General features: G+C 33.5%; 21 protein-coding genes and 1 pseudogene. 7 read left to right on the top strand and 15 right to left on the bottom strand.

All coding sequences use genetic code 11. The annotated features are described in order from the left end of the window. Window positions 1-24: 24 nt before the first annotated feature. Both MJ_RS06390 and MJ_RS06385 read left to right on the top strand, forming a co-directional pair. Complete coding sequence (locus MJ_RS06390) at window positions 25-1,125, top strand: APC family permease (RefSeq protein WP_010870708.1); 1,101 nt, start codon at window positions 25-27, stop codon at window positions 1,123-1,125. Between the two features lie 135 nt (window positions 1,126-1,260). Beyond that, the gene (locus MJ_RS06385; RefSeq protein WP_010870707.1) at window positions 1,261-2,817 is read left to right on the top strand and encodes a 2-isopropylmalate synthase; all 1,557 of its coding nucleotides are present in this window, start codon (window positions 1,261-1,263) and stop codon (window positions 2,815-2,817) included. 250 nt (window positions 2,818-3,067) lie between these two features. On the opposite strand, the gene MJ_RS06380 is transcribed toward MJ_RS06385, so the two are convergent. From MJ_RS06380 to MJ_RS06350, 7 genes are all read right to left on the bottom strand, one after another. Then, entirely contained in the window at window positions 3,068-4,375 is a 1,308-nt protein-coding gene (locus tag MJ_RS06380; RefSeq protein ID WP_083774548.1) for a formylmethanofuran dehydrogenase subunit B, read from the bottom strand. 23 nt (window positions 4,376-4,398) lie between these two features. Beyond that, the gene (gene vhuB, locus MJ_RS06375) at window positions 4,399-5,574 is read right to left on the bottom strand and encodes a F420-non-reducing hydrogenase associated-polyferredoxin VhuB (protein ID WP_064496751.1); all 1,176 of its coding nucleotides are present in this window, start codon (window positions 5,572-5,574) and stop codon (window positions 4,399-4,401) included. A 113-nt stretch (window positions 5,575-5,687) separates the two neighbouring features. Then, on the bottom strand, window positions 5,688-5,840 hold the full coding sequence (gene vhuU, locus MJ_RS06370; RefSeq protein WP_012980417.1) for a F420-non-reducing hydrogenase selenoprotein subunit VhuU: 153 nt from the start codon (window positions 5,838-5,840) through the stop codon (window positions 5,688-5,690). Window positions 5,841-5,902: 62 nt separating this feature from the next. Further along, window positions 5,903-7,159 (bottom strand): F420-non-reducing hydrogenase Vhu subunit A, encoded by a 1,257-nt coding sequence (gene vhuA, locus MJ_RS06365; RefSeq protein WP_010870705.1) that lies wholly within the window; start codon window positions 7,157-7,159, stop codon window positions 5,903-5,905. 33 nt (window positions 7,160-7,192) lie between these two features. Continuing rightward, on the bottom strand, window positions 7,193-8,059 hold the full coding sequence (vhuG, locus tag MJ_RS06360; RefSeq protein ID WP_010870704.1) for a F420-non-reducing hydrogenase subunit VhuG: 867 nt from the start codon (window positions 8,057-8,059) through the stop codon (window positions 7,193-7,195). Between the two features lie 114 nt (window positions 8,060-8,173). Further along, a complete protein-coding gene (vhuD, locus tag MJ_RS06355) occupies window positions 8,174-8,578 on the bottom strand; it encodes a F420-non-reducing hydrogenase iron-sulfur subunit VhuD (protein ID WP_244409384.1) in 405 nt (134 codons plus the stop codon). A 232-nt stretch (window positions 8,579-8,810) separates the two neighbouring features. Continuing rightward, a complete protein-coding gene (locus MJ_RS06350; protein ID WP_162484757.1) occupies window positions 8,811-10,784 on the bottom strand; it encodes a CoB--CoM heterodisulfide reductase iron-sulfur subunit A family protein in 1,974 nt (657 codons plus the stop codon). Window positions 10,785-11,263: 479 nt separating this feature from the next. Between MJ_RS06350 and MJ_RS06345 the strand changes: the two genes are divergently transcribed. Further along, the gene (locus MJ_RS06345; protein WP_010870702.1) at window positions 11,264-12,115 is read left to right on the top strand and encodes a DUF4013 domain-containing protein; all 852 of its coding nucleotides are present in this window, start codon (window positions 11,264-11,266) and stop codon (window positions 12,113-12,115) included. A 27-nt stretch (window positions 12,116-12,142) separates the two neighbouring features. Here the strand turns inward: MJ_RS06345 and MJ_RS06340 are convergent, their stop codons facing one another. Then, complete coding sequence (locus MJ_RS06340; protein WP_010870701.1) at window positions 12,143-13,048, bottom strand: ADP-ribosylglycohydrolase family protein; 906 nt, start codon at window positions 13,046-13,048, stop codon at window positions 12,143-12,145. A 79-nt stretch (window positions 13,049-13,127) separates the two neighbouring features. On the opposite strand from MJ_RS06340, the gene MJ_RS06335 reads away from it, so the two are divergent. After that, entirely contained in the window at window positions 13,128-13,937 is an 810-nt protein-coding gene (locus MJ_RS06335) for a sugar phosphate isomerase/epimerase family protein (RefSeq protein ID WP_064496750.1), read from the top strand. On the opposite strand, the gene wtpA is transcribed toward MJ_RS06335, so the two are convergent. Further along, window positions 13,938-14,978 carry a tungstate ABC transporter substrate-binding protein WtpA gene (gene wtpA, locus MJ_RS06330; RefSeq protein ID WP_010870699.1) on the bottom strand — a complete coding sequence of 347 codons (1,041 nt, stop codon included), beginning with the start codon at window positions 14,976-14,978 and terminating at the stop codon, window positions 13,938-13,940. Window positions 14,979-15,139: 161 nt separating this feature from the next. Between wtpA and MJ_RS06325 the strand changes: the two genes are divergently transcribed. After that, window positions 15,140-17,008: an aldehyde ferredoxin oxidoreductase family protein gene (locus MJ_RS06325; protein ID WP_010870698.1), complete on the top strand. Its 1,869-nt coding sequence runs from the start codon at window positions 15,140-15,142 to the stop codon at window positions 17,006-17,008. Here MJ_RS06325 and ribC read toward each other — a convergent pair whose 3' ends face one another. From ribC to MJ_RS06295, 6 genes and pseudogenes are all read right to left on the bottom strand, one after another. Beyond that, window positions 17,009-17,479 carry a riboflavin synthase gene (gene ribC, locus MJ_RS06320; protein ID WP_010870697.1) on the bottom strand — a complete coding sequence of 157 codons (471 nt, stop codon included), beginning with the start codon at window positions 17,477-17,479 and terminating at the stop codon, window positions 17,009-17,011. It abuts the gene before it with no gap. 19 nt (window positions 17,480-17,498) lie between these two features. Then, window positions 17,499-17,972, bottom strand: a complete 474-nt coding sequence (locus MJ_RS06315; protein WP_064496749.1) for a DUF2124 family protein — start codon at window positions 17,970-17,972, stop codon at window positions 17,499-17,501. 12 nt (window positions 17,973-17,984) lie between these two features. Beyond that, window positions 17,985-19,085, bottom strand: a complete 1,101-nt coding sequence (locus tag MJ_RS06310; RefSeq protein WP_010870695.1) for an NAD(P)/FAD-dependent oxidoreductase — start codon at window positions 19,083-19,085, stop codon at window positions 17,985-17,987. 406 nt (window positions 19,086-19,491) lie between these two features. After that, window positions 19,492-20,627 (bottom strand): annotated as a pseudogene (locus MJ_RS06305) (ABC transporter substrate-binding protein). A 256-nt stretch (window positions 20,628-20,883) separates the two neighbouring features. Further along, the gene (gene ribL / locus MJ_RS06300; RefSeq protein WP_010870692.1) at window positions 20,884-21,333 is read right to left on the bottom strand and encodes an FAD synthase; all 450 of its coding nucleotides are present in this window, start codon (window positions 21,331-21,333) and stop codon (window positions 20,884-20,886) included. Between the two features lie 368 nt (window positions 21,334-21,701). After that, window positions 21,702-22,706 (bottom strand): AI-2E family transporter, encoded by a 1,005-nt coding sequence (locus MJ_RS06295; RefSeq protein ID WP_010870691.1) that lies wholly within the window; start codon window positions 22,704-22,706, stop codon window positions 21,702-21,704. 17 nt (window positions 22,707-22,723) lie between these two features. Here MJ_RS06295 and MJ_RS06290 point away from each other — a divergent pair, with 17 nt between their 5' ends. Together MJ_RS06290 and MJ_RS06285 are read left to right on the top strand one after the other, a co-directional pair. Continuing rightward, window positions 22,724-23,770: a glycosyltransferase family 4 protein gene (locus tag MJ_RS06290; protein WP_064496748.1), complete on the top strand. Its 1,047-nt coding sequence runs from the start codon at window positions 22,724-22,726 to the stop codon at window positions 23,768-23,770. A 121-nt stretch (window positions 23,771-23,891) separates the two neighbouring features. Then, window positions 23,892-25,184, top strand: coding sequence for a proteasome-activating nucleotidase (locus MJ_RS06285; RefSeq protein ID WP_010870689.1), 1,293 nt, complete (start codon window positions 23,892-23,894; stop codon window positions 25,182-25,184). Window positions 25,185-25,205: the final 21 nt, after the last annotated feature.

Raw genomic sequence — 25,205 nt, 5'->3', positions numbered from 1 at the left:
TAATCAATTTATAAGGGTGTAGTTATGGGGCATCTAACACTCAAAGATGCGGTATTTTTAACGATAACGTCCATTGTTGGTGGAGGGATTTTTGTTCTATCTCCATTAACCTATTTGCTGTTTGGAAAATCTATAATATGGGGTTGGGCTTTACTAATATTTGTGTCTCTAATTATGGCTTCTCCTTTTGCCTATGCTTCCACTAAAATAAGTGAGAGTGGAGGGGTTTATAAATTTGTAATGAAAATTTTAGGGAGAGAAATTGGAGTTTTTTCAGCCTATATATTATGGCTCTCTGGAGTTTTTGCTCTATCTGGAGTTGTGTCATTCTTTGAAATAGTTTTTAATACAAAATTTAACGTTTCTTATGTTGGATTATGTTTGATTGTTATTTTAACAGCTTTAATATTGGGAGGGTTGAGGATTGTGGGAAACTTTGTCAGAATCTTTGGAATTTTAACGATAACGATTATTTTATATATCGTATTTTCAAATGGAATAAAAATTGACAGCATTGGAGAGTTTAATTTAAAAAATGCTATTTTGACAATATATTTTGGATTATGGACTGCTACTGGTTGGGAAGGTATAACAATGCCATTGTCAGCATTTAAAAATCAAAAAGCTATAGCTTATGGACTCTTGGTAGGGACTTTTATCATTGGAGTTTTGTATCTCCTGTTTTCCTTGACCATAGTATCTTTAAATGTAAAAACAAACAACTTAGATGAGATATTAAAGATACTGATTGGAGATAACCTATTTTTATTGGCTGGGATGTTATTAATAATTTCCAGCTGTGCGTTTAGTGTTTTATTTACTTTATCATATATGCCTTATGGGATGGGAAAAGATAGGATATTCCCAAAGGCATTTATAAAATTAAGGAAGGAGATTCCATACTATGGAGTTATTTTAAATACTTTATTAGTTATAATCCTATTAATTTTTGATGCAAAGACTTTGGTGGATATGAGTATGTTTTCTACATTAATAGCCTATTTTCTGCTATATTTGGCAGTGTTTAAAGAATCTTCAGGTAAAATAAAAGCTATATCATTAATCTCTATGCTGATAACTGGATTGTTGATATTATTTAGGGTTTATAACTTTATTATTCTTTAGTTGATGAATTAAATGAACTTTAATCTATCATTTTGAAAGGTTAAGTTATAGCGTTTTAATGATATATCTGATTAGGTAAAATTTTTATAACATCCCATCATAAATAACAGAAAATTAAAAAGTTTTGGTGGGATTATGATAATTTATAGGGAAGAGAATGAAATTATAAAAAAGGCACTTGAGAATTTAAACATTCCAGATAGGGTTTATATCTTTGACACAACACTCAGAGATGGAGAGCAAACTCCAGGTGTCTCTTTAACTCCAGAGGAGAAAATAGACATAGCCATAAAATTAGATGATTTAGGAGTTGATGTTATTGAGGCTGGTTTTCCAGTATCATCATTAGGAGAGCAGGAGGCTATTAAAAAAATCTGCTCATTAAACTTAGATGCTGAAATCTGCGGATTGGCAAGGGCTGTAAAAAAGGATATAGATGTAGCTATAGATTGCGGAGTTGATAGAATCCATACATTTATAGCAACCTCTCCATTGCATAGAAAATATAAATTAAAAAAATCAAAGGAAGAGATTATTGATATTGCAGTTGATGCCATAGAGTACATAAAAGAACATGGGATTAGAGTTGAGTTTTCAGCAGAAGATGCAACAAGAACAGAGATTGACTATTTAATAGAAGTTTATAAAAAGGCAGTAGATGCTGGAGCAGATATAATCAACGTTCCAGATACCGTTGGAGTTATGATTCCAAGGGCTATGTATTATCTAATAAATGAGCTAAAGAAGGAAATAAAAGTCCCTATATCTGTGCATTGCCACAACGACTTTGGTTTAGCTGTTGCAAACTCATTGGCAGCAGTTGAAGCAGGAGCAGAGCAAGTACATTGTACAATAAACGGCTTAGGAGAGAGAGGAGGAAATGCAGCATTGGAAGAGGTAGTTATGAGCTTAATGTCAATCTATGGAGTTAAAACTAATATAAAAACACAAAAACTTTATGAGATATCTCAGCTTGTATCAAAATACACTGAAATTAAAGTCCAACCAAACAAGGCAATTGTTGGAGAGAACGCTTTCGCTCATGAAAGTGGAATACATGCACATGGAGTTTTAGCTCATGCTTTAACCTATGAACCTATACCCCCAGAGTTAGTTGGGCAGAAGAGAAAAATAATCTTAGGTAAGCACACAGGAACACATGCAATTGAGGCAAAGTTAAAAGAATTAGGAATTGAGGTTGGTAAGGATATAAATAAAGATCAATTTGATGAGATAGTTAAGAGAATTAAAGCTCTTGGAGATAAAGGAAAGAGAGTCACTGACAGAGATGTTGAGGCAATAGTTGAGGATGTTGTTGGTAAGTTGGCTAAAAAAGATAGAGTTGTTGAGTTGGAGCAAATAGCGGTTATGACAGGTAATAGAGTTATTCCAACTGCATCAGTTGCTTTAAAGATTGAAGAAGAGATTAAGAAGAGCTCAGCTATTGGTGTTGGACCAGTAGATGCGGCAGTTAAGGCAATACAAAAAGCCATTGGAGAGAAGATTAAACTTAAAGAGTATCATATAAATGCCATAACTGGAGGAACTGATGCATTGGCGGAGGTTATTGTAACCTTAGAAGGATATGGAAGGGAGATAACAACAAAGGCAGCAAGTGAAGATATAGTTAGGGCTTCAGTTGAGGCAGTTATAGATGGAATCAACAAAATCTTGGCAAAAAGAGAAAAATGATTTCATCTCCTTATAAATTAATATAAAAATAAAATTATTTTTTATTTTATAAAATTTAATTTATGAATTCAAATAAACTAATTAAAATCTCCAAAATAATAAAATGTTGGAGGGTCCCTTACGGGTTCCCCTCCAACATACGACGTGTAACGCAGGATGTAGGATACCCCAAAGATGGTTAGCGTTGCACGCCCACCCCAATATCTCATTACATGCAAATCTAATATTTATACTTTTCTTATTAGAATTTTTAGAGCATCTCTTTAACTTTCTTAATGAGTATCTTCAATATTTCTCTATCTGGTAAGACTCCTTCTGGTGGATCAATAACCTTCCTCAACTGAATTGGAACCCCATCCATTCTATAGGCAGTTCCTTCAACCTCAACTCCAGCGATTGCTGGTGGAATGATGATGTTTGCCAATTGAGTTGTTGGTGTTTCGTGTGGGTCAATACAAACCAATGGTATCTTTGCCATGTGCTGTACAGCTTTTTGTGGGAAGTGTGCTCCAGGATCTGAAGCGATGTTCAACATCATATCAGTTTCTCCTCTTTGCAACAAGTCGTTAGCTGTTGTCTCTCCTGGGTTGTATCTTGGATAACCTCTTGAGAAATCAACACCAAATGGATAACCTGTAACCCATGTCAAGACTTGGTTGAATCCATTGACGTTGTAGTGTCCTCTCATTGGCATTAATCCGAATTTTGTGTATGCGTTTAAGTCAATAACCAACTGGATAGCATTGTCAATGTTTCTATGCTTACCTCTTGTCATCGTTACTCCCATAGCGAAAAACAACTCTCCAAATTGGGCATTTTTACAAACTTCAACTGCTTCATATATCAAATCAGCTGGAACTCCAGCAACTTTATCTACTTGTAACTCAAAGCCCTTCAACACAGCCCTCATTGCACTAACTAATTCATAATCTTTATGTGGCTCTACTTGTAAATGAATATCTGCCAACTTTGCAGTATCAGTCTCTCTTGGGTCAACAACAATCAAAGTCCTATCCTCTCTTCCCCTCTCTCTGAAAAACCCTCTTGCAAAGACTGAATATCTACTCATATGCCTTGGGTGGGCGTGCATTGGGTTTGAACCCCAGAAGATGATAACATCAGCTCTGTTTTTAACTTCTCCTAAGGTACAGACGGGGTATCCTACATCCTGCACAGCTAAAAGTGAAGGTCCGTGTCAAACACTTGCAGTGTTGTCAATAACTGCCCCAACTAATTCAGCCAACTCAACCCCGTACATATGTGCATGACATTCAGTAGCACTCCATCCATAAATTAGAGGTAAAGTAGCCTCAGTTAATAATCTTGCTGTTTCTTCAATTGCAGTTTCATAATCAACTTTTTTGAAATCATCTTTCTTGTTTTCTCTCATTAAAGGCTCTGTATATCTTACAGCTCCCTCAAAGTGCATAAACTTGGCATTTCCAATTCTACACGCATGTCTTGTTCCAACTATGTGGTTATCTTCAACTAAAATCTCTAAGTCATCACATAATGTCCCACAGAACGGACAGACAACATTTCTAACAACTTTTACCATAAGGGATTCACCCCTTTTTTAATTTATCTTAACTCCAAAACCTTTTTTCCTTTCTTTTCTTTTTCAGCTACACTTAAGCAGAGTAAGCACATTACACAGTATCCTTTCAATGGTAATTTGCCTCTTGATAATCTTAATGTCTTCATTGGGCAGACTTCTACACATTTGCCACACTTATCACATAAGTAAGGGCTGAATTCAATTCTGTTGTATTCCTTACCATTATGTTCTATCTTACCAAGCTTTAAAGCTCCTGTTGGACAGGCTACAGTACAAGCTCCACAGACGATACACATTCTTACTTCCTTCTTCTCCTCATCAACTACAATTGCTTCAGTTGGACAGACTGAAGCACATTTTTTCAAAACCTCAAAGTCCTCCTCAACAATAACCAAGCCCTCATCAGTTATTGGGTGTGGTGAGCTTAGTTTAACCTCTAAATCTAAAGCATCGACTGGACAGATATTAACACAGAGCTTACAAGCTGGGCATGATTTTGGTGGAATAACGATTAAGTTTTCCTCATCAACCTTAATCATATCTCCCGGACAGACTTCAACACACTTTAGACAATAAATACACTTCTCTGCATTAACTTCAAACTTCTTAACTTCCTTCCTCCTCTTCTTAGGTATTTTCCCAGCTACAAATATAGCATTCCATGGACATGTTTGGGCACAAATACTGCAGTAAATACACTTACTCTTATCGATGACTGCTTTATTATTCTCTAAGGTTATTGCATTAACTGGACATTCAGGAACACAAATTCCACAACCAACACAAGCATCAGTAACTGCTATCGGTTCTTTTGGTGGCTTTATTTCCTTCTTAGGCTTATCAATAACTCCAGGTAATGAAATGATCTCTATTGGACACACGTCAATACACTTTTGACAGAGGACACAATGCCCCTTTGAGTAAGGGAAATCATCATCAACCTTTTTTATGCCAATAGGACAAGCCTCAGCACACTGCCCACATTTCTCACACTTATGAGCTAAATAATTAACCCTCTTCAACTTCTTCCCATTAACTTCAATCTCCTCCTCCACCAAAGCTCCCGTTGGGCAGACTTTAACACACTCCATGCATAAGTTGCATACTTTAAAACTATCTATATCTATTGCTTTGGTAGGACACTCCGCCTGACACGCATAACAGACTAAACAAGCATCTTTTTGAATTGTTATGCTCATTAATCTCATCCTCCTAAAAATTATACGCTAAAATCCCAAAAAAGGATTTTAGCGAATTCCCCCTGCATAGAGGGAGAGAGCTCACAACCTCCCAAATGGGTTCGGTTGTGAGCTTATTCTTTAATAACCTCAATAATTTTGTTTCCTTTTTCATCTTTAACTATTATGTGGGCGGCACATGAGTATCAAGGGTCGTAAGCTCTTAATACCATTTCTATTAAGTTTAATTTTACTTCATCAACTTTAACTGTGCTTTTCTCAGCCATGTTTATCACCATAACCATAAATGATTAGATAATCATAATTGATTTTCTTTACAAAAATTTATTTATTTGAAGATTACTTGAGCTGCCTGTTGGATAGCCTTTTCCATTGTTGGAACGTTGTGTGTTGTAGCGACAATCATGTTTGCCTTAACAACGATTCCATTCTCATCTGTTTCATAGTTGTGAATTAAAACTCCTCTTGGAGCATAAACTACTCCAACACCATTTCCAGCCTTTGGTTCAACATCTGCCTTAATGTCATCTGATGTAATATCATTATCTTCCAATAATATTTTTGCCTTTTCACATGCTTCAACTAACTCAATCAACCTTGCATGATTATATGCCAATGACTGATTTGCTGGAAATCCAAAGATCTCTAAAAATTCTTTTCTGTATTCTTCTGCAAGCGGGGTCTCCATTTCATCACAAACGTTTAGCATCGCTAATGGCCCAACCCTATAAACTCCTTCAGGATAACCGACTTTTTTGTAGTAAGGGTGTTTTACATAGTTGTATGGAACTACATATTCCCCAATATAGTTCAAGTATTCTTCCGGTTTAAACTCAACTTTTTCTTTTCCATCTGGAGATAAGAATCTTAAGGTATCGTCATAGAAGTTATGTTTTCCATCTTTAACCAAACCTAAATAATAGGTGTCAATAACTCCTAATGTCTTTATCTGTTCCATATATTGCTCATTTAATTGTTTTATAAGCTCAACACCATTTTTAGCGTATTCTATCATCTGGTCAGCATCTTTTAATAACTCATCTCTTTCTTCTTCAGTTAATCTCTTTGCTTGCCCACCAGGAATTCCAGTAACTGGATGAATAGCTTTTCCTCCAACTGCTTCAACAATCTTTTGCCCAAACTTTCTTAAGGCGATAGCTTGCTTAGCAACGTCTGGAGCTTTATCTATAACTCCCACAATGTTTCTTATTGCTGGGTCTGCATCTGGACCAAGAACAAAGTCAGGAGCTGCTAAGAAGTAAAAGTGCAATGCATGGCTATGAATCATATTTCCTATGTGCATTAACTCTCTCAATTTCTTAGCTGGTTCTGGAATCTCTACACCCCAAGCGGCATCAATTGCCTTAACACTTGCTAAGTGGTGGGCTGTTTGGCAGATACCACAGATTCTTGGGACAATTCTTGGAACTTCTTCAGCAGGTCTTCCAACAACGAACTGCTCAAATCCTCTCAATGCAGTTATATGCAACTTAACATCCTTAGGTTTTCCATTTTCATCTAAGGTTATTGTAACTTTACCATGCCCTTCTAATCTTGATAGGGGCTCAATTACTATCTTCCCCATAAATTCACCCTTATTTTATTATTTATGCTTAATTTATTTTGCCTTTCTGTTGATTAAAGCATCTGGTAGTGTGAATCTGTTCAATAAAGCTACCTTATCTGGAATCTCCAAAGCTGCCTCTCCAGCGTTAGCCAATACATTAGCTGCGTTAGCTCCTAAGTCTAATGATTTATCTGTTTTACCGAAACAACCTCTACATGGAACTCCTGCACTTGGACATTTTGCTCCACAACCTGCTCTTGTAGCAAATCCTAAGCAAGTGTATCCTTGCTCAAATAAGCATCTTTCTGGGTCTGGTCTTCCTTCATGGGTTCTTTTAAATGTTTCTGGAAATACATTCTCTTTTTTTCTTGGACATTCATCACATACGATCTTTGTTGGTAATTTTGGTTCTTCTCCATTTAGTAGTGCTATAATTGCATCTGCGATCATTTTTGGTGTTGGAGGACATCCTGGTATTGTATAATCTACTTTTATGAAGTCCTTTATTGGTTTAACATACTCTTCAAGTGGTGGAATTTCTTCTGAAGGTATTTCTCCTTTATTTTCTGTTGAGTCGGTTGAGTAGACATAATTTAGTAATTCTTCTTTTTTGTATAGATTTCCTAAACCTGGAATCCCTCCATAAGCGGCACAAGTTCCCCATGCAATGACAATCTTTGATTTCTCTCTTATTTCATGAATTAAGTGCTCATCGTGCTCATTCCTAATTCCTCCCTCAACTAAAAATACATCTATACCCTCAGGAATCTCCTTAGGGTCTGCAATTATAGGGGCATAAACAATCTCTAAATTTGGTAAAACTTCCAATAACTTGTCATGTAAGTCTAATAGGGATATGTGGCATCCAGAACATCCACACAGTTGTATCATCCCTACCTTAACTGCCAAGGTAATCACCCTAAAAAGTTTAAATTAGTTTTGCAATGCCGGAGAACCCCTTACTTATGGGGCGGTTGTTCTCTCGGTCCCTTGACGGGTTCCCGAGAGAACTCATCCCTTTAATCTCCGGCTTTACTGAGCTTTGAGAGGGTTAGGTCCGAGTTTTTCAACTCTTGCAGTCATTTCATTAACGGCGGAGACGAATTTATCTGCCTCAGCGGCAGACATGAAAAACATGTCAATTCTGTCTCCGCCAATTCCTAATTCATCTAATAATTGTTTAGCGAACCTAACCCTCTCCTCAGCCTTTAAGTTACCTGTTTCGTAGGCACACTCTCCTTTCTTTCACCCTACAACCATAACCGCATCGGCTCCCTTTTGGAAAGCCCTTAAAGCGTAGGTAATATCGAATTTACCGGTACAAGGGAGCCTTACGATTCTTACGGTTGCAGGGTATTGCATTCTACTTGTCCCTGCCAAGTCAGCAGCCCCATATCCTCACTGATAGCAACAAAATGCAATTATTACTGGATCCATACTAATCCCCCTATATATTATTAATTTTATAAACTCGATAACAACATGAGAATTAAATTTATAATTTAATTTGGATGAGGGCACTTACCCTCTCCATCAGCACCACTTTGGCATTGCCTTCGAGTGGTGCCTCATCTGGTTTTGTCTGCCCCCAATGTTGAGCTCATAACCTACGCCGTTATATTTTTGAGATTTTTATTAGAATGTAGAGCTTGTGCTTTTTAATTATTTTTTAACTTTCTAATTTTTGGTGAGCTTCTAATACTCCATCAATGAATGAAATTATTTGCTCATCTCTATAGTATCTCAACTGCATTGCTCCACTTGGACATGCTCCAGCACATGAACCGCATCCCTTACATGCAACGTCATTGACTTGAGCTACTAAGTGTCCATCTTTTTCAACATAGGTTATAGCATTGTATGGACACATCTTAGCACAAACTTGGCATCCTCCACAGACATCTTCATCAACAACTGCCCTTATCATCTCTATTCTAAACTGTCCTTGTGCCATTGGTATTGAAACAGCACTTGCGGCCCCTTTAGCCTGAGCTACGGTATCTGGAATGTCTTTTGGTCCCTGAGCAACTCCTGCAATTGCTATACCATCGACCTTTGTATTAACTGGAGCTAACTTTGGATGCAACTCCTTGAAGAATCCATCTGGACTGAGCTCTAAACCAAGCATCTTAGCCAATTTTGGATTGTCTGGTCTTGGTGACAATCCTGCTGACAATACAACTAAATCTGCTTCAATTTCTACAATCTCTCCCAATAATGTATCTTCTACTCTAACAATCAAGTTCTTTGTCTCTGGATCTTCCATTATGCAAGCTGGCCTTCCTCTAATGAACTTAACTCCAAACTGCTCCTGAGCTCTTCTGTAATACTCTTCGTAACCTTTACCAAAAGACCTGATATCCATGTAGCAGATATAAACTTCAGTGCTTGGGTCGTGCTGTTTAATTAATTGAGCATTCTTCAAAGCAAACATACAACAGATTCTTGAACAGTAGTGCTTTCCAACCTTTGCATCTCTTGAACCAACACACTGTATGAATACAACTCTGTGTGGGTGCTTTCCATCACTTGGTCTTATTTCATGCCCTCCTGTTGGTCCTGCTGGGTTAATCATTCTTTCTAATTCTAATGTTGTTATGACGTTGTCATAGACTCCATAACCATACTCTTCTTTCAATGTAGCATCAAATTCATCATAACCAACTGCACAGATGATTGTTCCAACCTTTAACTTAATCTCTTCAGGTTTTTGGTCGTATCTTATAGCTCCTGGACCACAAGCTTTTTCACATAAGCCACATCTTATACAGTGGTCCATATCGATTGTATAGACAAGAGGAACTGCCTGTGCGAATGGGACATAGATGGCTTTTCTTGTTCCTAAACCTAAGTCAAATTCGTTTGGCACTTCAATTGGACATACAGCAGCACAGGCTCCACATCCGGTACAGATGTTTTCATCAACGTATCTTGGTTTTTTCTCTATTGTGACTTCAAAGTTTCCAATAAATCCTTCGACATTTTTAACTTCAGCATAGGTGATGAGTTCAACATTGGGGTGGTTTGCAACGCTAACCATCTTTGGGGCCAAAATTCACAGCGCACAGTCATCAGTTGGGAATGTCTTAGCAAGCTGAGCCATCCTACCTCCAATTGATGGCTCCTTCTCAACTAAATAAACTTTATAACCTTGGTCTCCTAAGTCAAGAGCTGCCTGAATTCCAGCGATACCTCCTCCAATGATTAAGCAAGATTTATCAACTTCTACAATTTTTTGTGGAACGTCTTCTAATCTCTTAGCTCTTTCAACAGCCCCTGCAACTAACTCCATTGCTTTTTTAGTTGCTTTTTCTCTATCATTCATATGAACAAATGAACAGTGCTCCCTAATATTGACAAACTCCAAGTAATATGGAGATAAACCTGCTTCTTTTATACAATTTCTAAAAGTAGGCTCGTGAATTTTTGGTGTGCATGCCGCGACAACGACTCTATCAAGATTATATTCCTTTATTGCTTCTTTAATCAAGTTTTGTCCTGGGTCAGCACACATAAAAGGATAGGTCTTTGCTACAACAACTCCGTCTAATTTTTCAGCAAAATCTCTTACTGCTTCACAATCAACAACACCGTTGATGTTCGCTCCACAGTAACAGACAAATACCCCAACTCTTGGGGACATAGATTCACCTCCAAGAATAGAAATCACAATCAATTAATTAGGAGGATAACTATAAAAATATATATTCTTAAACTGGCTAATGGAAGTTATTAAACAATCTAATAGTCATATTTAATTTAAGAACGCTTTAATTTAATTAAAATTTTTTGTATCGAAAAGTTTATATAGGTAAAGTTTGTAATAACAAGTTGGCGCGGGTGGGATAGTGGTGAGCCCCCCACCTCACCGCTGATAACCCGCGCCATAAGGAGCCGGCTCCAGTAGATTAACAAAATTTACAGTTAAACACCCCTCCCCCACACAGATTTTTTATTTACTATTTTTATTGATAAATTTAAATATATGGATTAAATATAATTATATGTCCATAAGGTTTAAATAAATCAAAATAACAACAAACTAATAATTGGAATAAAATTCTAAAAATTTCTATAATAAAATTTAGAAATTAAAATACTGCTAAAAACTGAGGGGTTAAAATGAAAAAACTTGAGTATTATTTAAAAGATGCATTTTATTATGTGCTTTCAGATGTTAAAAAAGGAATAGTCGGAGGATTGTTATCATCAACCTCTGGAGCTATTGGAGCAATATTTGGAATTATCTTGTCTATTCTATTAATACACAATATTAATCCTAATGATGTTGTTGGATTGGACAATAATATTTTATTAACCTCTCTAATTGTTGCAAGTTTTGGGTTTTTAATTGCGTTAATTATAGGTTTCATACTTGATGGTTACTATGTTAGAGTAATGAAAACTACTGTTGAAAATTATGATGTCCTCCCTGATTGGGATGATATTGCTGAGTTACTTAAAAGAGGTTTTTTATACTGGATTGGGAATATTATACTCTCAATAATCTTTATGATTGTTCCAATTTTGTTTATTATATTTGGAGTATTTTTAATATTTTTGCCTTTAGTGGGAATTGTTTTTATAGGAATTGGATTTTTACTTTTGTTTGTATCGACAATTGCACTTTTGATATATGAAGGATTAGCAGAGGTGAATTACTCTGTAAAAGGATTTTCTGGATTTTTTGAGTTTAAAGAAATATTTAGAATGATAAATTTAAATTATATAATATTGCTTATAATTGTTGGAGTTATAGTCATAGTGATAAATTTTGTTGTGCAACTTCCATTTATTTTATTAAAAATCTTTGCTATATCTCCAGCAAGATATTCTACTTTCTCCTCTTCAGAGACGATTGTTGATGTGATATCAGCAGTAATTTCTGCCTTTGTTGGATTCTACACAGCAGTATTCGCAAAAAGGGCTATTGCGTTATATTATAAAGATAGAGTTGAAGAATTGAAAAAATAAAAACTAAAAAATAAAATAAATGGAGATTTATTCAGTAGCTAAGTGATACAATCTCTCAGCAAGTTCAAAAATAACTTCTTTATTTTTTAAACCATCAATCCACTCTTTTGGAATATTTTTAAAGCCGTAGTATGCTCCAGCCATAGCCCCATACATAGATGCTAAGCTATCAGTATCTCCTCCAGCATTTATACATTTTAACATGCCTTCTTTAAAATTATCAGTTAGTAAGTAGGTTGCTATTGCTGAAGGGACAACTTCATCAGTTTTTACGCCAGTTCCAAAATAATCATAGATATAATCTAAGTTATTAAAGTTTTTAATTTCTAATAGTTTTTTAGCAAATTCCTCATCTATGTCTTTTATGTAGTTGTAGCATTCATCTAACAAGCTAAAATCTTTTCTGTCTTTTAATGCACTACTAACAAAGAATGCTATAGCTAAAGCTCCGGCAATTGCTGTTTTGTTGTTATGAGTTATTTTTGATGCCTTTATAACTTCCTCTTTTAGTTTTTTTAGATTATTATGAAATACAATTCCTAATGGGTAGATTCTCATTGCCGCTCCACAGCTACTGCTATCTACTCCAGAGTAGTCATTATTTTCTAATTTATCAATAGCCATTAATGAGGTTAAACCAATATCTGGTGGATTCTTGTTTTTCCATGCTATTAAGCAATTGGCAAATTTTTTTATATCAATTCCTTCTTTGGTTAGAGATTTTATTAAACAGATAGCTTGCTCTGTATCATCTGTCCATTCTCCTTTGTTTAGCTTCCCAGCTAAGTAGTTTTTTGGTTCAACATAGGAATCTACAAATCCATACAGCTTTTTTATCTCTTCCTTTGTTAGATTTTCAGTTGGCATTCCTAAAGCATCTCCAATAACTGCCCCAAAGACAGAACCTAAAATTTTATCTCTCATTTTTACCATAAACTCATCACCAACTAAAATCAATAAATACTTTTTAAAAGATAATAAAATATTTAAAAAATTATGTAATGGTGGCATGATGAAGATAGGTGTCTCAACGTTATTTTTTTGGGAGTATCCAATGGTTGAGATTTTTGACATATTTAGGGATATTGGAATTAAATGTATGGAATTTTTTCCAGAGAATCCAGATTTTTGGGATAATAGGTTTGATTTAGATTATATCGCTGATTTAAGAAAAGAATTTTTAAAGTTTGATGTTGCTTTACATAATCCCCATATTGAGCTAAACCCATCATCCCTAAACCCTTACGTTAGAGAGGCCGTTATAAAAGAAACTTTATGGAGCATTGAACTGGCTAAATTTTATAGATGTAAATTAATAACCATACACCCAGGAAAAAGACCAACAAACAGGTCTCCAACAGATGAAGAATATGAAGCATTTTTTAAATATTTGGATAGAACATTAGAAGTGGCTATTAACAAAAATATAACAATATGTGTTGAAAATATGCCAGAAAGAATTAACAGAATTGGTTGGAGTCCAGAGGAGATGGAATGGATTCTAAAAAGATATGATGAATTGTTGTATATGACTTTGGATTTTGCACATGCTAAAGAGTATATGGAAGAGTTTTTGGAGAGCGTTATTGATTATATTAAACACACTCACATATCTGGAGTTGTTAATAGAAAAGACCACTTTCCATTAAGAAAATCAGAAATTGACTTCTCTCCTTACATAAAAGCTCTTTTAGATTATGGGTATAACGGAATGTTTAACTTAGAGCTTGATGATAGAAGATTAGAAAAAAATCCGGTAACAAAAGAGGAAAAAATAGAAGAGGTAATAAAGGATATTGAATTTTTAGAGAGTATTATTTAATTATTTCTCTATTTTAACCAAATCCTTTAACTCTTCTGGAACATTTCCATAAGCAACTGCTGGAATTATTGCTGGCTGTCCATTGTTCTCTAAAACTTCTGGATGCCCTAACACAAATTTAACAAACTCTATGGCTTCTTTTTTATGTGGTGCATTTGTTGGAACTGTCATACCATAAACAATTGGTTTTGCATTTATTGTTTTATTCTTTGCAATTATTTTTAAAGCCACTTTTTTGTAAGTGTCTGCATATTCGTAATATCCTAAATTAATTTCCTTTGGAAGTTCTATATATTTTAAGTGGTGTTGGTTTGCAACACTCTTGTAGATAAAGAGGTAATCAAACGCTCCAGCTTCTAATGGAGCTAATAAATCTGTCTCCTTACTTCTAACAAACAATTTGTTAGTATCTACATCTAACTCTTTAGGGACTAATATCAAGTATGTTCCGTTATTTTCTTCAACTTTTATGTTTGAATGCTTTAAAACTAAGTTGTCATAGATTGTTGGGTCTTTATAATAGAGTTCTGCTAACTGCAGGACCATTTGGGTTCTGTAACCACACGGGTCATCGTTAGGGTTTGAGAATCCAATTTTAACATCTGGTCTCTGTAAAATCTTATACCAATTGGTTGAGTTTATTTCGTCTTTATATTTACTTTTATCTGTATAAGCCAAAACAATCTCATTTCTTGCAAACATAACATACCAATCTGCATACTTAGGCATCATCATTTGAGGGATTAAAGAATAATCAGCTGAAGCTAAGATATCTGCCTTTTTTCCTAAGTCAATTATCTTTCTTACACATGCAACACTTCCAGCTGGTTCTCTTTCAACATCAACATTTGGATGTTCTTTTTCAAACATCTTTTCATACTCTTCAAAAGGCACAGATAAACTTCCAGCGTGGAATATCTTTAAAACAATCTTTTCCTGGGCTTCAGAGTTTTGCTGTCCGACATTTTCCTGTTCCATACAACCACATAGGACTGTTCCAACTATTAGCAATATTGAGATGACTATTAATCTTTTTATCATCTATATTCACCTTTTTTAATAGATTTTCAAAAAGTAAAGATAATTGATTTCATATTTAAATATTATATTCATCAATAGTGATTAACAAAATCTATAAAATATCAAAAATCCAAAAATAAAAATTAACATAATAAAATCAAAAAAATAATGGTTGGGGGATTATGAAAAATGCTTTAATAAATGCAACGACAAAAAAATTTGAAATCATTGAGAAAACTGTTTTACCAATAACTTGGGGATTGTATTGGCATAATAAATTTGAAACATGGAAGTACGATGCCTATGATGAAAAAAACGTTTTTTGCTTTGGTAGTGGAGTTTTACCAGTTATAGGAGGACATAGGTTGATATTTTCTTTTAGGTCTCCTCTCTGGGATGGTTTTTATTTTTCATCGATGGGAGGGGCAGGATATCAATTCAAAAGCACTGGATTAAACAATGTGGCAATTATTGGAAGATGTGAAAATCCATCCATATTGGTAATTGAAAACGATGGACAATTGAGAATAGATTTTATTGAGGTTAAAGAGGAACTTAAAACCGTTTATGAAGTTAGCAAATATATTCTTGAATTATACAAAGACAAAAATTTGAGGAGTGTTGTTGTTGGTGAAGCGGCAAAGAGAACAAATATGGGAGGTTTATTTTCTCAAACAGTTAGAAATGGTAAATTTGTTGAGGGTTCAGAGGATTGGGCAGCGAGGGGGGGAGGAGGTTCTGTTCTCTATAGAGCCCATAACATAATGGGAATAGTGTTTTTTGGAGATGAAAAGGAAGATAAAGAGGAAAAAGAGAAAGCTAAAAAGATTATTGAAAGCTATTACAAAAAACCAATGAGTAAGGTTGTTTTAGAGCATACAAAAAAGTATAGGTATGATGAAGAAACAAAAACTGGAGGAACGTTTGGAAACAATTGGCTTTTGTATAAAGAGAAAGTGCCAATATTTAATTGGAGAATGCCATATATAGATAAAGAGGATAGAAAAAAGATTTTAGAAAAAATACTTAAATTTTATCTTGAAATATTTAATAAAGAAACTATTGAGCCAAAAAGATGGGCTAATTGTGGAGAACCATGTCCTGTTTTATGTAAAAAGTATAGAAATAAAAACAAAGTGGATTATGAGCCGTATGCATCAAATGGAACTTTATTGGGAATATTTGATTTATATGAAGCGGATAGGGTTGTTAAAACAGCTGATGCATTGGGGTTTGATGCAATAGAGATTGGAAATCTAACTGCTTGGGTTTTTGAGCTTTTAGATGTTGGTTTGTTGAAGGAGGAGGAGCTAAATATAAAAAAGCCAATATTTGACTATAAAAAAATAACTAATGACGATGATGAAGAGATTAGAGAAATATCAAAACATAATGCCGAACAAGCTATAAAGTTTATGCATAACTTAGCAGAGAACTCAAATGATTTATATAAAATTTTATCATTGGGAAAGAGAAAGGCAGCTAAGATATTAAATGAGAGATTTAAAAGTAGAGTTAATAAGATTGGCAAAAAATTTAATGACTTTGCAGTTTATGTTCCATTTGGGGATTGGGGAGAGATAGCCCCAAATCTCTATTGGACTCCTGGATTTTTTATGCCATTTGTTATTCAGGGAAGATATTTAACTTACTACAAACCAGAATTTAATGAGCCAGAAAAATTAGCTGAGTTGGTTGTAGAAAGTATAAAATTAGAATTACCAATAGAAAACCTTGGTATTTGTAGATTCCACAGAAAGTGGTTAAAACCAGTATTAAAAGAACTGGTTAAAGAACTTTTAGGTATAGAAGATATTGTAGAGGATTCAATAAATCTTTATAGAGAGATTTGCGAATATAACAAAAAAATTGGATATCCTGCAAAAATTGAGAGTGAGAGGGTTAAAGATTTGATTATTGCAATGGCTAAGGAGTTTGGTAATGAGGAATGGACTAAAAAATTTGAAAATAAAGAAAATGTAGATGAGTATGTAAAAAGAGTTTTAAATAAATACTCTGAGTTATTGGGTATTGATTGGAGAATTAGTTAATTACTCCCTTGCAGGTCCAGCATCTTCAAACCCCTGCCTTAAACCTTTACCAGCCATTCTTGTTAAATATTCTGGTTTAAATAATAAATAATAGACATTTTCAGCATGTTCTTCAGCTCTTCTTTTGGCTAACCAATCTAACTCTTTATCATCCTTTGCCTCATCCTCATGAACAAATACTTCAATTATATGCTTATTTGTCATTAATTGAGCCAACATTAAGCCAAGAGATGCCTCATGAGCGCAGACTTTGTCTTTCTCTGCCTTTCCAGGCATTCCTAAGGCCATAACTATATCACAGCCCTCCTCTTCTAACAGCTTTTTACATGCTACAGGTAAATCTTTTATTCCTGGAACAGTTTTTCTAATAATTTTAATATTTGGAGAAAGTTCTTTTAACTTTTTTATAGCTATGGAAGCCATATCCACCCTTGCAAATGTTGTATCTACAATTCCCACCTTTTTTGTCAAATTTTCACCTTATTAATCTTTAATCTTTACAATATATGCTTACTTTAATAAAACCGTCCATTAGATAGTCAAAGTCAATTTCTTTATCCCACCCTGCTTTTTGGAAAATACTCATAAAGCAAACTCCAATAACTTTTTTAGGGGATAGTTTATTTATTAGTTCCTTAATTTTATCTACTTCTACTCCATACTTTGGCATTGCCAAACCACCAAATAAAACAATTGCATCTACTTTATTTAAGTTTTCAAAATCTTCCATCTGCATGCCTATATCTTTAATAACAAGTTTTTTAACTTTGTTTAAATCTCCATCTGGGATAAAGTAACATTCTTTATCTCGTATTGCATAACCAAATAATTCAGCAAAGGGTTGGCAGACACCAACAGAACCGACAAATGCAACCTTCTCTATATTACTATCTCTTACTAAAGTTCTAAACTCTCTTAGCATTGGAGAAAGCCCATTTTCTTCTTTTAATAGTTTTAATGTCATGATATCACCCAATTAGTAGAGAGATTTAAGGATAATTTTCATAGATTCATGAGCTGGAATGTTATAGTAATCTCTTAGTAGTTTTGTAATCCTTAACACATTAAAATTTCTCACAGCTTTCTTTTCTTTATCTAATTCAGCAAATTTTTTTGGGATATAGTCTTTGTATTTTAATACTGCTTCATTCAGGTCATATTTTTTTATAAATCTTGATAAGATATACGCAGAAATAATTGCATATATATTCCCATGTCCTAAAGGTGTTGTTAAACCTATACTTTCTCCAACGCCTGCAACACACCTCTTCTCGTATATTCCTCCAATAAAACTCTCAGAAATTAAATTTCCATTTATTTTTGATGTACATCCACAGACTCTAACGTAATCACTACCAAACATTTTTTTAGTGTATTTTGTGAGGTATGTCCATAACTCATGGTCGTTTTTATAGTATGCACATCCAACATGATATAGTCCATCGTCTATAGGAGTTATCCAAGTATAACCAATCATAGGTTTTCCTTTATGTATCTTTATTTCATCAATAAAGAATTTATCAAATTTTTCTGGAGATTCTTCATTTTCATAGGCTATTAAAAATTGACAGGTTTTAATATCATTTTTATATTTATCATACACATTGCCTAATTGAAGTACTTTAGCACATCCAGAAGCATCAACGACCAAATCATAAAATTTAGTTTCAGCTTCAGTATTAAATTCTCTCACTATAACTCCAGTATCAATAACTTTTGTTGTATACCTCCTTATGACTGGATTAAATTCTCTATTTGTAACTACTGTTCTTGGAACCAAGTCTTCAATTAGTTTGGATTTATTTATGACATAAATTTTTTTATTAGGATAGTAGTTATCTCCACCAATATTTACTTCCTTTATCTCTCTAATTATATAATCTTTAATGTTTATATTTACCGTTTTTAAAACTTTTTTTACTGTTAAAATCTCATTTTTATTGGAAAATATAAAATTCATACTTTTGCAGCCTCTAACTAATACATGGTCATAAATATTTATGTAAAAACCGTCTTCCGAAAGTAATCTGTACAATATAGATCCTGACAATCCCGCTCCAATAATACATACTTGCATAAATCACACCCTTAAACCAATACAACAGATTTAAAATTAAGATTTCATATATTTTACTATAATAAAAATAAATCATTTCAAAAATTGACATATGAATTAAATATCAAAATAACAAATAGTTATATTTATAAATTTCTATGAAAATATTTATAAGTCAGAAGTTATAAGATATTATAATATTATTAAGTTCTTTTATCTATATATGCGCATCCTAGATAAGGGTGAGAAAATAGAGGGTTTCAAAATGTTTTTTATATTAAAAATTTTTTAAGAATTTTCATAAATAGTTTAGGACTTCCACAGTTTATATATTTGACTGTTTAAAAAGAATAACTCTAAAATCCATTATATCAGCAATAAATTCATTCTTAAAGTCCTATAGTAAAAAAGATTAAAAAATAGAGGATTAGTTATTTATTATCTCATTGTAAGTTTGCAGGTCAAAGATTATGTCCTTGACTTCTTCTGATGATGCATCTTTTAGCTTTCCATTTATTAATCCTTGGAGCTTCATTGCTTCAACGAATTTTATGACTTTAGGTATTACTGGTTCTAATCTATAATCAAACTTTATATGCTCAATTGAATCTTTCTCAACATTTTCGTTTGTTCCAAGCCATCTAACAGATGCTTTAACAGCTAAATCTCTGTTTTTGTTAATTTCATCTGTCGCATCCTTTAAGAGTTTTGCAAATGTTATAACTGCTTCTCTTTTGTTTTTTAAGGCATTTTCAGACGCTGCTAAACAACAGCATGGATGGTTTGCCCAAGTTCCTCCTGTAGCGCTTGGTAAATCTTCACTGTGGGCAATAACTTTTCCAATACCCTTATTTTTTATAATTTCAGGCATTGGCTCCCATGCAATAACTGCATCCAACTGCTTTTGAGCTAACATTTGAGGCATTGTCCCCTGTCCCTTACAATTTACTAACAAAACCATAGCACTCTTGTTATTAGGGTCTTCAGTATAGGTTATCCCTTCTGCTTTTAAAGCATCTTCTATCATAACGTATTGAATTGATGTTGGTAGTGGATGTCCTATTTTAACCTGCTTTCCTTCTTTATGTTGTTCTTTTATCCAATTAACAAACTCTTTCCAGTTATTTACTGGAATATCCTTTCTAACAACAACTGCAGAACTTCGGTATGCAAATTCATTATGACCTTAGCCTTTGTTCCCTTATCTATGTAGAATATTACTGGTGGGTATCCTAATAAAGCAACATCAACCTGTCCCTGAGTCATTAGGTTCATTATACTTGCTCCACCTTCAGTAACTTTAACAACTTTCACATTAGCTATTTTTTTATTTCCTTTATACAACTCATATTCCTCTTTATCTTTAACTGCTTTCAAGCATATTCCATATTTATCTTTAAATAAATCTGGATTGTCACAGGCTACAAATAGGGAAGCATGATGGTCTGTTGGCAAATATGCAACTGTCAAAGTTGGAACTTCTGAAGTTTCATTTTGAACACATCCAGCAAATAGTACCAAAGATGAGATTAGCAAAGCCACCAACATATAAATCTTTTTCATAATACCACCTCAAAATTAGTCAATCATCAAAACTTCACTAATTAAATTGGAACAAATAAAACCCCAAAGGGGTTTTAAATACCCTTTGTTGAACAATTTTTATTTTGATGATTGACTATATGAACATAAGTATGAACATAAGAAAATTTTGACTATGCAATATATAAAATTTTTTATTTTTTTATAGATAATTTATCTTATAAGAAAATAATAATAGGATAAGAAAATAAATTATAAAAATTTTAATAAAAAAGCATTAGATTTTAATCTCTTTATTGCAGAATCTCCTAATTATCTCTTTTACAATATCAAAAGAGCTGTGAAATGGACATTTTTTATAACCTCTAAATCTAACAATCTCTGGATATAAATTATATTTAGCAAGTTCTTTTTTTAGTGTTTCCTCATCAAAAGTTGTCTGGTCAGGACCAAGAACAATAATATCTGGTTTTAACTCTAATATTGGCTCTAATTTATTTTTCAAACTTCCCAATATTGCTTTATCAACAGGCTTTAATGCTTCAACCATCTCCCTCCTTTGTTCTTCCGGAATTATAGGTTTTCTACCTTTTAATTTCTTTACAGTTTCATCCCTCGCAACAATAACTATTAGCTCATCTCCTAAACTTTTAGCAAATTTTAATATCTCATAATGTCCAGGGTGAAGAATATCAAACGTTCCAGCGGTAACTACCCTCTTTTTCATAACTATTCACACCATTTCTTTTTAATAGGACATTAATTGCCCTTGAAAAGGGCAACTTATAACCAATTATCAAAGTTTTAAATTAATATGGCACTTATAGAAGCCTTTTGGGCTTCTAAATATTCCTTAATAGATGATTTAACTTTGATAATTAGCTAATGGACATGGGGTATCCACACCATAGAGGGGCTTCGCCCCTCTATTGGGATACTCCCCAAATCTTACTAATTTACACCTCCGAGCGTAAGCGAGGAGATGTTAGGTTTTGGTGAAGCTTTTACTAAAAGGTTCATCCCAATAGGGGTTTCCCCCTATGGATGTCGAATGTTCCGGCAGTTACTACTCTTACTTTTTTCATAATTATCCTCTTAGATTTTTTTATCCCTATATTTTGCCAAATAAAAGGCGTTTAAAGCCCCAACGACTAATGGACCAATAGCAAATCCACTGAGTCCTAATGAAAGGGGCGCCATTAAAAACGCAATAACTACAAGGACTGGGTGAATATCTACTTCTTTTTTAACTAAATAAGGTCTTATAACAAAATCTGGAGCTATGGAAAGGAAGAGTTCCCCATAAATAAACATAAAAACTGCCTTAGTATAGTCATGTATTAAAAAGAAATATATAGCTATTGAGATATACACCATCCATCCTCCCAATATTGGTAATAAAGCAAATATTCCGGTTATTATCGCAAATAACTCTGCATAAGGAACCCCAAGTATAAGATATCCGATGTAGGATAGGATAGTTATAATTATAGAAAGTGAAACACAGCTTATAAATAAATTTTTGTAGGAGTCATGAAGATAACTTAAATAAATTCTCATCTTTTCTTTATATTCATCAGGCACAAATGAAATTATCAGGTTTTTGGCTTTATCCCCATCTCTTAGAAAGTAGAATGTTAAGAACAAAACCATAATTACTTTAACTATTAAATATCCAACATCAATAATCTTTCCAGAAAACTGACTAACCAAATATTTTATAAATTCGTCAATATACTTTGCAATTATTTGTTCATTATTAATAATTCTTTCTAACATAAAAGAATTATATATGGAGAGGATTTCATTAATATATGGCTCTATAGATTTAGTATTGAAAGATAGTATGATTTCCATGAACGTTAGTAGGGCGTAAATTGTAATTGTCATAATTGGAAGGATATATATGCTAATTGCCAAACCTGCTGATATGGTTTTATTAAATTTTTTTCTTAATATGTTATAGACTGGCAAAGCCATATATGCAAAGGCACATGAATAAGCTAAGACATCAATAAACGGCCAAATTATATATAACAACATTATTAACAATCCAACAATAACTCCTTTCCTAACGTATTTGAATTCCTCAAATCTCATAGTATCACGTGATAATTATGAAAGTTTTAATGCCAAGTATATACTATCCTTATATTGGGGGAATCACCTTACATGTAGAAAATTTGGTAAAGCGTTTAAAAGATATTGAGTTTCATATATTAACCTATGATAGTTATGAAGAAAACGAATATAAAAATGTAATTATTCATAACGTCCCTCACCTAAAAAAATTTAGGGGAATTAGTTATCTTATAAATGCCTATAAAATAGGAAAAAATATCATTGAGAGTGAAGGTATTGATTTAATTCATTCCCATTATGCGTTTCCACAGGGTTGTGTTGGGGCTTTATTAAAAAATAAACTATCTATTCCACATATATTAACTCTTCACGGAAGTGATGCTTTAATATTAAAAAACTCCATAAAGGGGAGATATTTTTTTAAATATGCCACAACTAATTCCGATAAAATCATCTGTGTAAGTAAATATATAAAAAATCAATTAGATGAGAATTTAAAAAATAGGGCTATTGTTATATACAACGGAGTAAATAAAGAAATTCTATACAATGAGGGAGATTATAACTTTGGATTGTTTGTTGGAGCTTTTGTTCCACAAAAAGGAGTCGATATTTTAATAGATGCAATAAAAGATATAGATTTTAATTTTAAACTCATAGGGGATGGGAAGTTATACAAAAAAATAGAGAACTTTGTTGTTAAAAATAATTTAAGCCATATTGAACTCTTAGGAAGAAAAAGTTTTGATGAAGTAGCTTCATTTATGAGGAAGTGTAGTTTTTTAGTAGTTCCTTCAAGAAGTGAAGGTTTTGGAATGGTGGCTGTTGAAGGAATGGCTTGCTCTAAGCCTGTAATAGCCACAAGGGTTGGGGGGTTGGGGGAGATTGTTATTGATGGATATAACGGACTATTGGCTGAGAAAAATAACCCAAATGATTTAAAAGAAAAAATTCTGGAGTTAATAAATAATGAAGAACTAAGAAAAACTTTGGGGGAAAATGGAAAAGAATTTTCAAAAAAATTTTCTTGGGAAAAATGTGTAATGGGTGTTAGAAAAGTGTATGAAGAGCTAAGCGATTAGACATAAAATTTAAATATAAGAATTTTTATTATAATTCCATATGGTATATAAATGATAATCCATAATAAAATAAAATGATTATAATATTCCCTTCACTTAACTTAAATTTACCGGTGATATTATGGTTTTTGAAGAATTTATTTCAACTGAATTGAAGAAAGAAAAGAAAGCATTTACTGAAGAATTTAAAGAAGAAAAGGAAATAAACGATAATTCTAACTTAAAAAATGATTTACTTAAAGAGGAACTCCAAGAAAAGGCAAGAATTGCAGAATTAGAAAGTAGAATCCTAAAATTAGAATTAGAGAAAAAAGAGCTTGAAAGAGAGAATTTACAGTTAATGAAAGAAAATGAGATTTTAAGAAGAGAATTAGATAGAATGAGAGTCCCTCCATTGATAGTTGGAACTGTAGTTGATAAAGTAGGAGAGAGAAAAGTAGTTGTCAAAAGCTCAACAGGCCCAAGTTTCTTAGTTAATGTCTCTCACTTTGTAAATCCAGATGATTTAGCCCCTGGAAAGAGAGTCTGTTTAAATCAGCAAACATTAACAGTTGTTGATGTATTGCCAGAAAATAAAGACTACAGAGCTAAAGCAATGGAAGTTGATGAAAGACCAAATGTTAGATATGAAGATATTGGTGGATTAGAGAAACAAATGCAAGAAATTAGAGAAGTTGTTGAACTCCCATTGAAACATCCAGAATTGTTTGAAAAGGTTGGAATTGAACCACCAAAAGGTATTCTGCTTTACGGACCACCAGGAACTGGAAAGACATTATTAGCTAAAGCTGTTGCTACAGAAACAAATGCTACCTTTATAAGAGTTGTTGGTTCTGAATTGGTTAAGAAGTTTATTGGAGAGGGGGCTTCGTTAGTTAAAGATATATTCAAATTGGCTAAAGAAAAAGCTCCTTCAATCATATTCATAGATGAGATTGATGCTATTGCAGCAAAGAGAACAGACGCTTTAACTGGTGGAGATAGGGAAGTTCAGAGAACATTAATGCAGTTGTTGGCAGAGATGGATGGATTCGATGCAAGGGGAGATGTTAAGATAATTGGGGCCACAAACAGACCTGACATTTTAGACCCTGCAATATTAAGACCTGGAAGATTTGATAGAATCATAGAAGTCCCAGCTCCTGATGAGAAGGGTAGATTGGAGATATTGAAGATTCATACAAGAAAGATGAATTTAGCGGAAGATGTCAATTTAGAAGAAATAGCTAAGATGACTGAAGGATGTGTAGGGGCTGAGTTAAAGGCAATCTGCACAGAGGCAGGGATGAATGCAATTAGGGAGTTAAGGGACTATGTAACAATGGATGACTTTAGAAAGGCAGTTGAGAAGATTATGGAGAAAAAGAAAGTTAAAGTTAAGGAACCAGCACACTTGGATGTTCTCTACAGATAAACCTTTTTTATTTTTTGACTA

Source organism: Methanocaldococcus jannaschii DSM 2661 (genome assembly GCF_000091665.1).
Taxonomy (GTDB): Archaea; AGJL01; Methanococci; order Methanococcales; family Methanocaldococcaceae; genus Methanocaldococcus; species Methanocaldococcus jannaschii.
Note: the sequence above shows the minus strand (reverse complement) of the source record. Positions and strands in the feature narration are given on the sequence as shown.

Bases quoted from the DNA above. Each gene is read 5' to 3' on its own strand.
- MJ_RS06345 (WP_010870702.1), top strand. From the start codon at position 11,264: ATGAAAAAACTTGAGTATTATTTAAAAGATGCATTTTATTATGTGCTT.
- MJ_RS06310 (WP_010870695.1), bottom strand. From the start codon at position 19,085: ATGCAAGTATGTATTATTGGAGCGGGATTGTCAGGATCTATATTGTAC.
- MJ_RS06285 (WP_010870689.1), top strand. From the start codon at position 23,892: ATGGTTTTTGAAGAATTTATTTCAACTGAATTGAAGAAAGAAAAGAAA.
- MJ_RS06390 (WP_010870708.1), top strand. From the start codon at position 25: ATGGGGCATCTAACACTCAAAGATGCGGTATTTTTAACGATAACGTCC.
- vhuA (WP_010870705.1), bottom strand. From the start codon at position 7,159: ATGGGGAAGATAGTAATTGAGCCCCTATCAAGATTAGAAGGGCATGGT.
- MJ_RS06290 (WP_064496748.1), top strand. From the start codon at position 22,724: ATGAAAGTTTTAATGCCAAGTATATACTATCCTTATATTGGGGGAATC.
- vhuB (WP_064496751.1), bottom strand. From the start codon at position 5,574: ATGAGCATAACAATTCAAAAAGATGCTTGTTTAGTCTGTTATGCGTGT.
- MJ_RS06335 (WP_064496750.1), top strand. From the start codon at position 13,128: ATGAAGATAGGTGTCTCAACGTTATTTTTTTGGGAGTATCCAATGGTT.
- MJ_RS06385 (WP_010870707.1), top strand. From the start codon at position 1,261: ATGATAATTTATAGGGAAGAGAATGAAATTATAAAAAAGGCACTTGAG.
- MJ_RS06295 (WP_010870691.1), bottom strand. From the start codon at position 22,706: ATGAGATTTGAGGAATTCAAATACGTTAGGAAAGGAGTTATTGTTGGA.
- wtpA (WP_010870699.1), bottom strand. From the start codon at position 14,978: ATGATAAAAAGATTAATAGTCATCTCAATATTGCTAATAGTTGGAACA.
- MJ_RS06315 (WP_064496749.1), bottom strand. From the start codon at position 17,972: ATGACATTAAAACTATTAAAAGAAGAAAATGGGCTTTCTCCAATGCTA.
- MJ_RS06325 (WP_010870698.1), top strand. From the start codon at position 15,140: ATGAAAAATGCTTTAATAAATGCAACGACAAAAAAATTTGAAATCATT.
- MJ_RS06340 (WP_010870701.1), bottom strand. From the start codon at position 13,048: ATGGTAAAAATGAGAGATAAAATTTTAGGTTCTGTCTTTGGGGCAGTT.
- ribL (WP_010870692.1), bottom strand. From the start codon at position 21,333: ATGAAAAAGAGGGTAGTTACCGCTGGAACGTTTGATATTCTTCACCCT.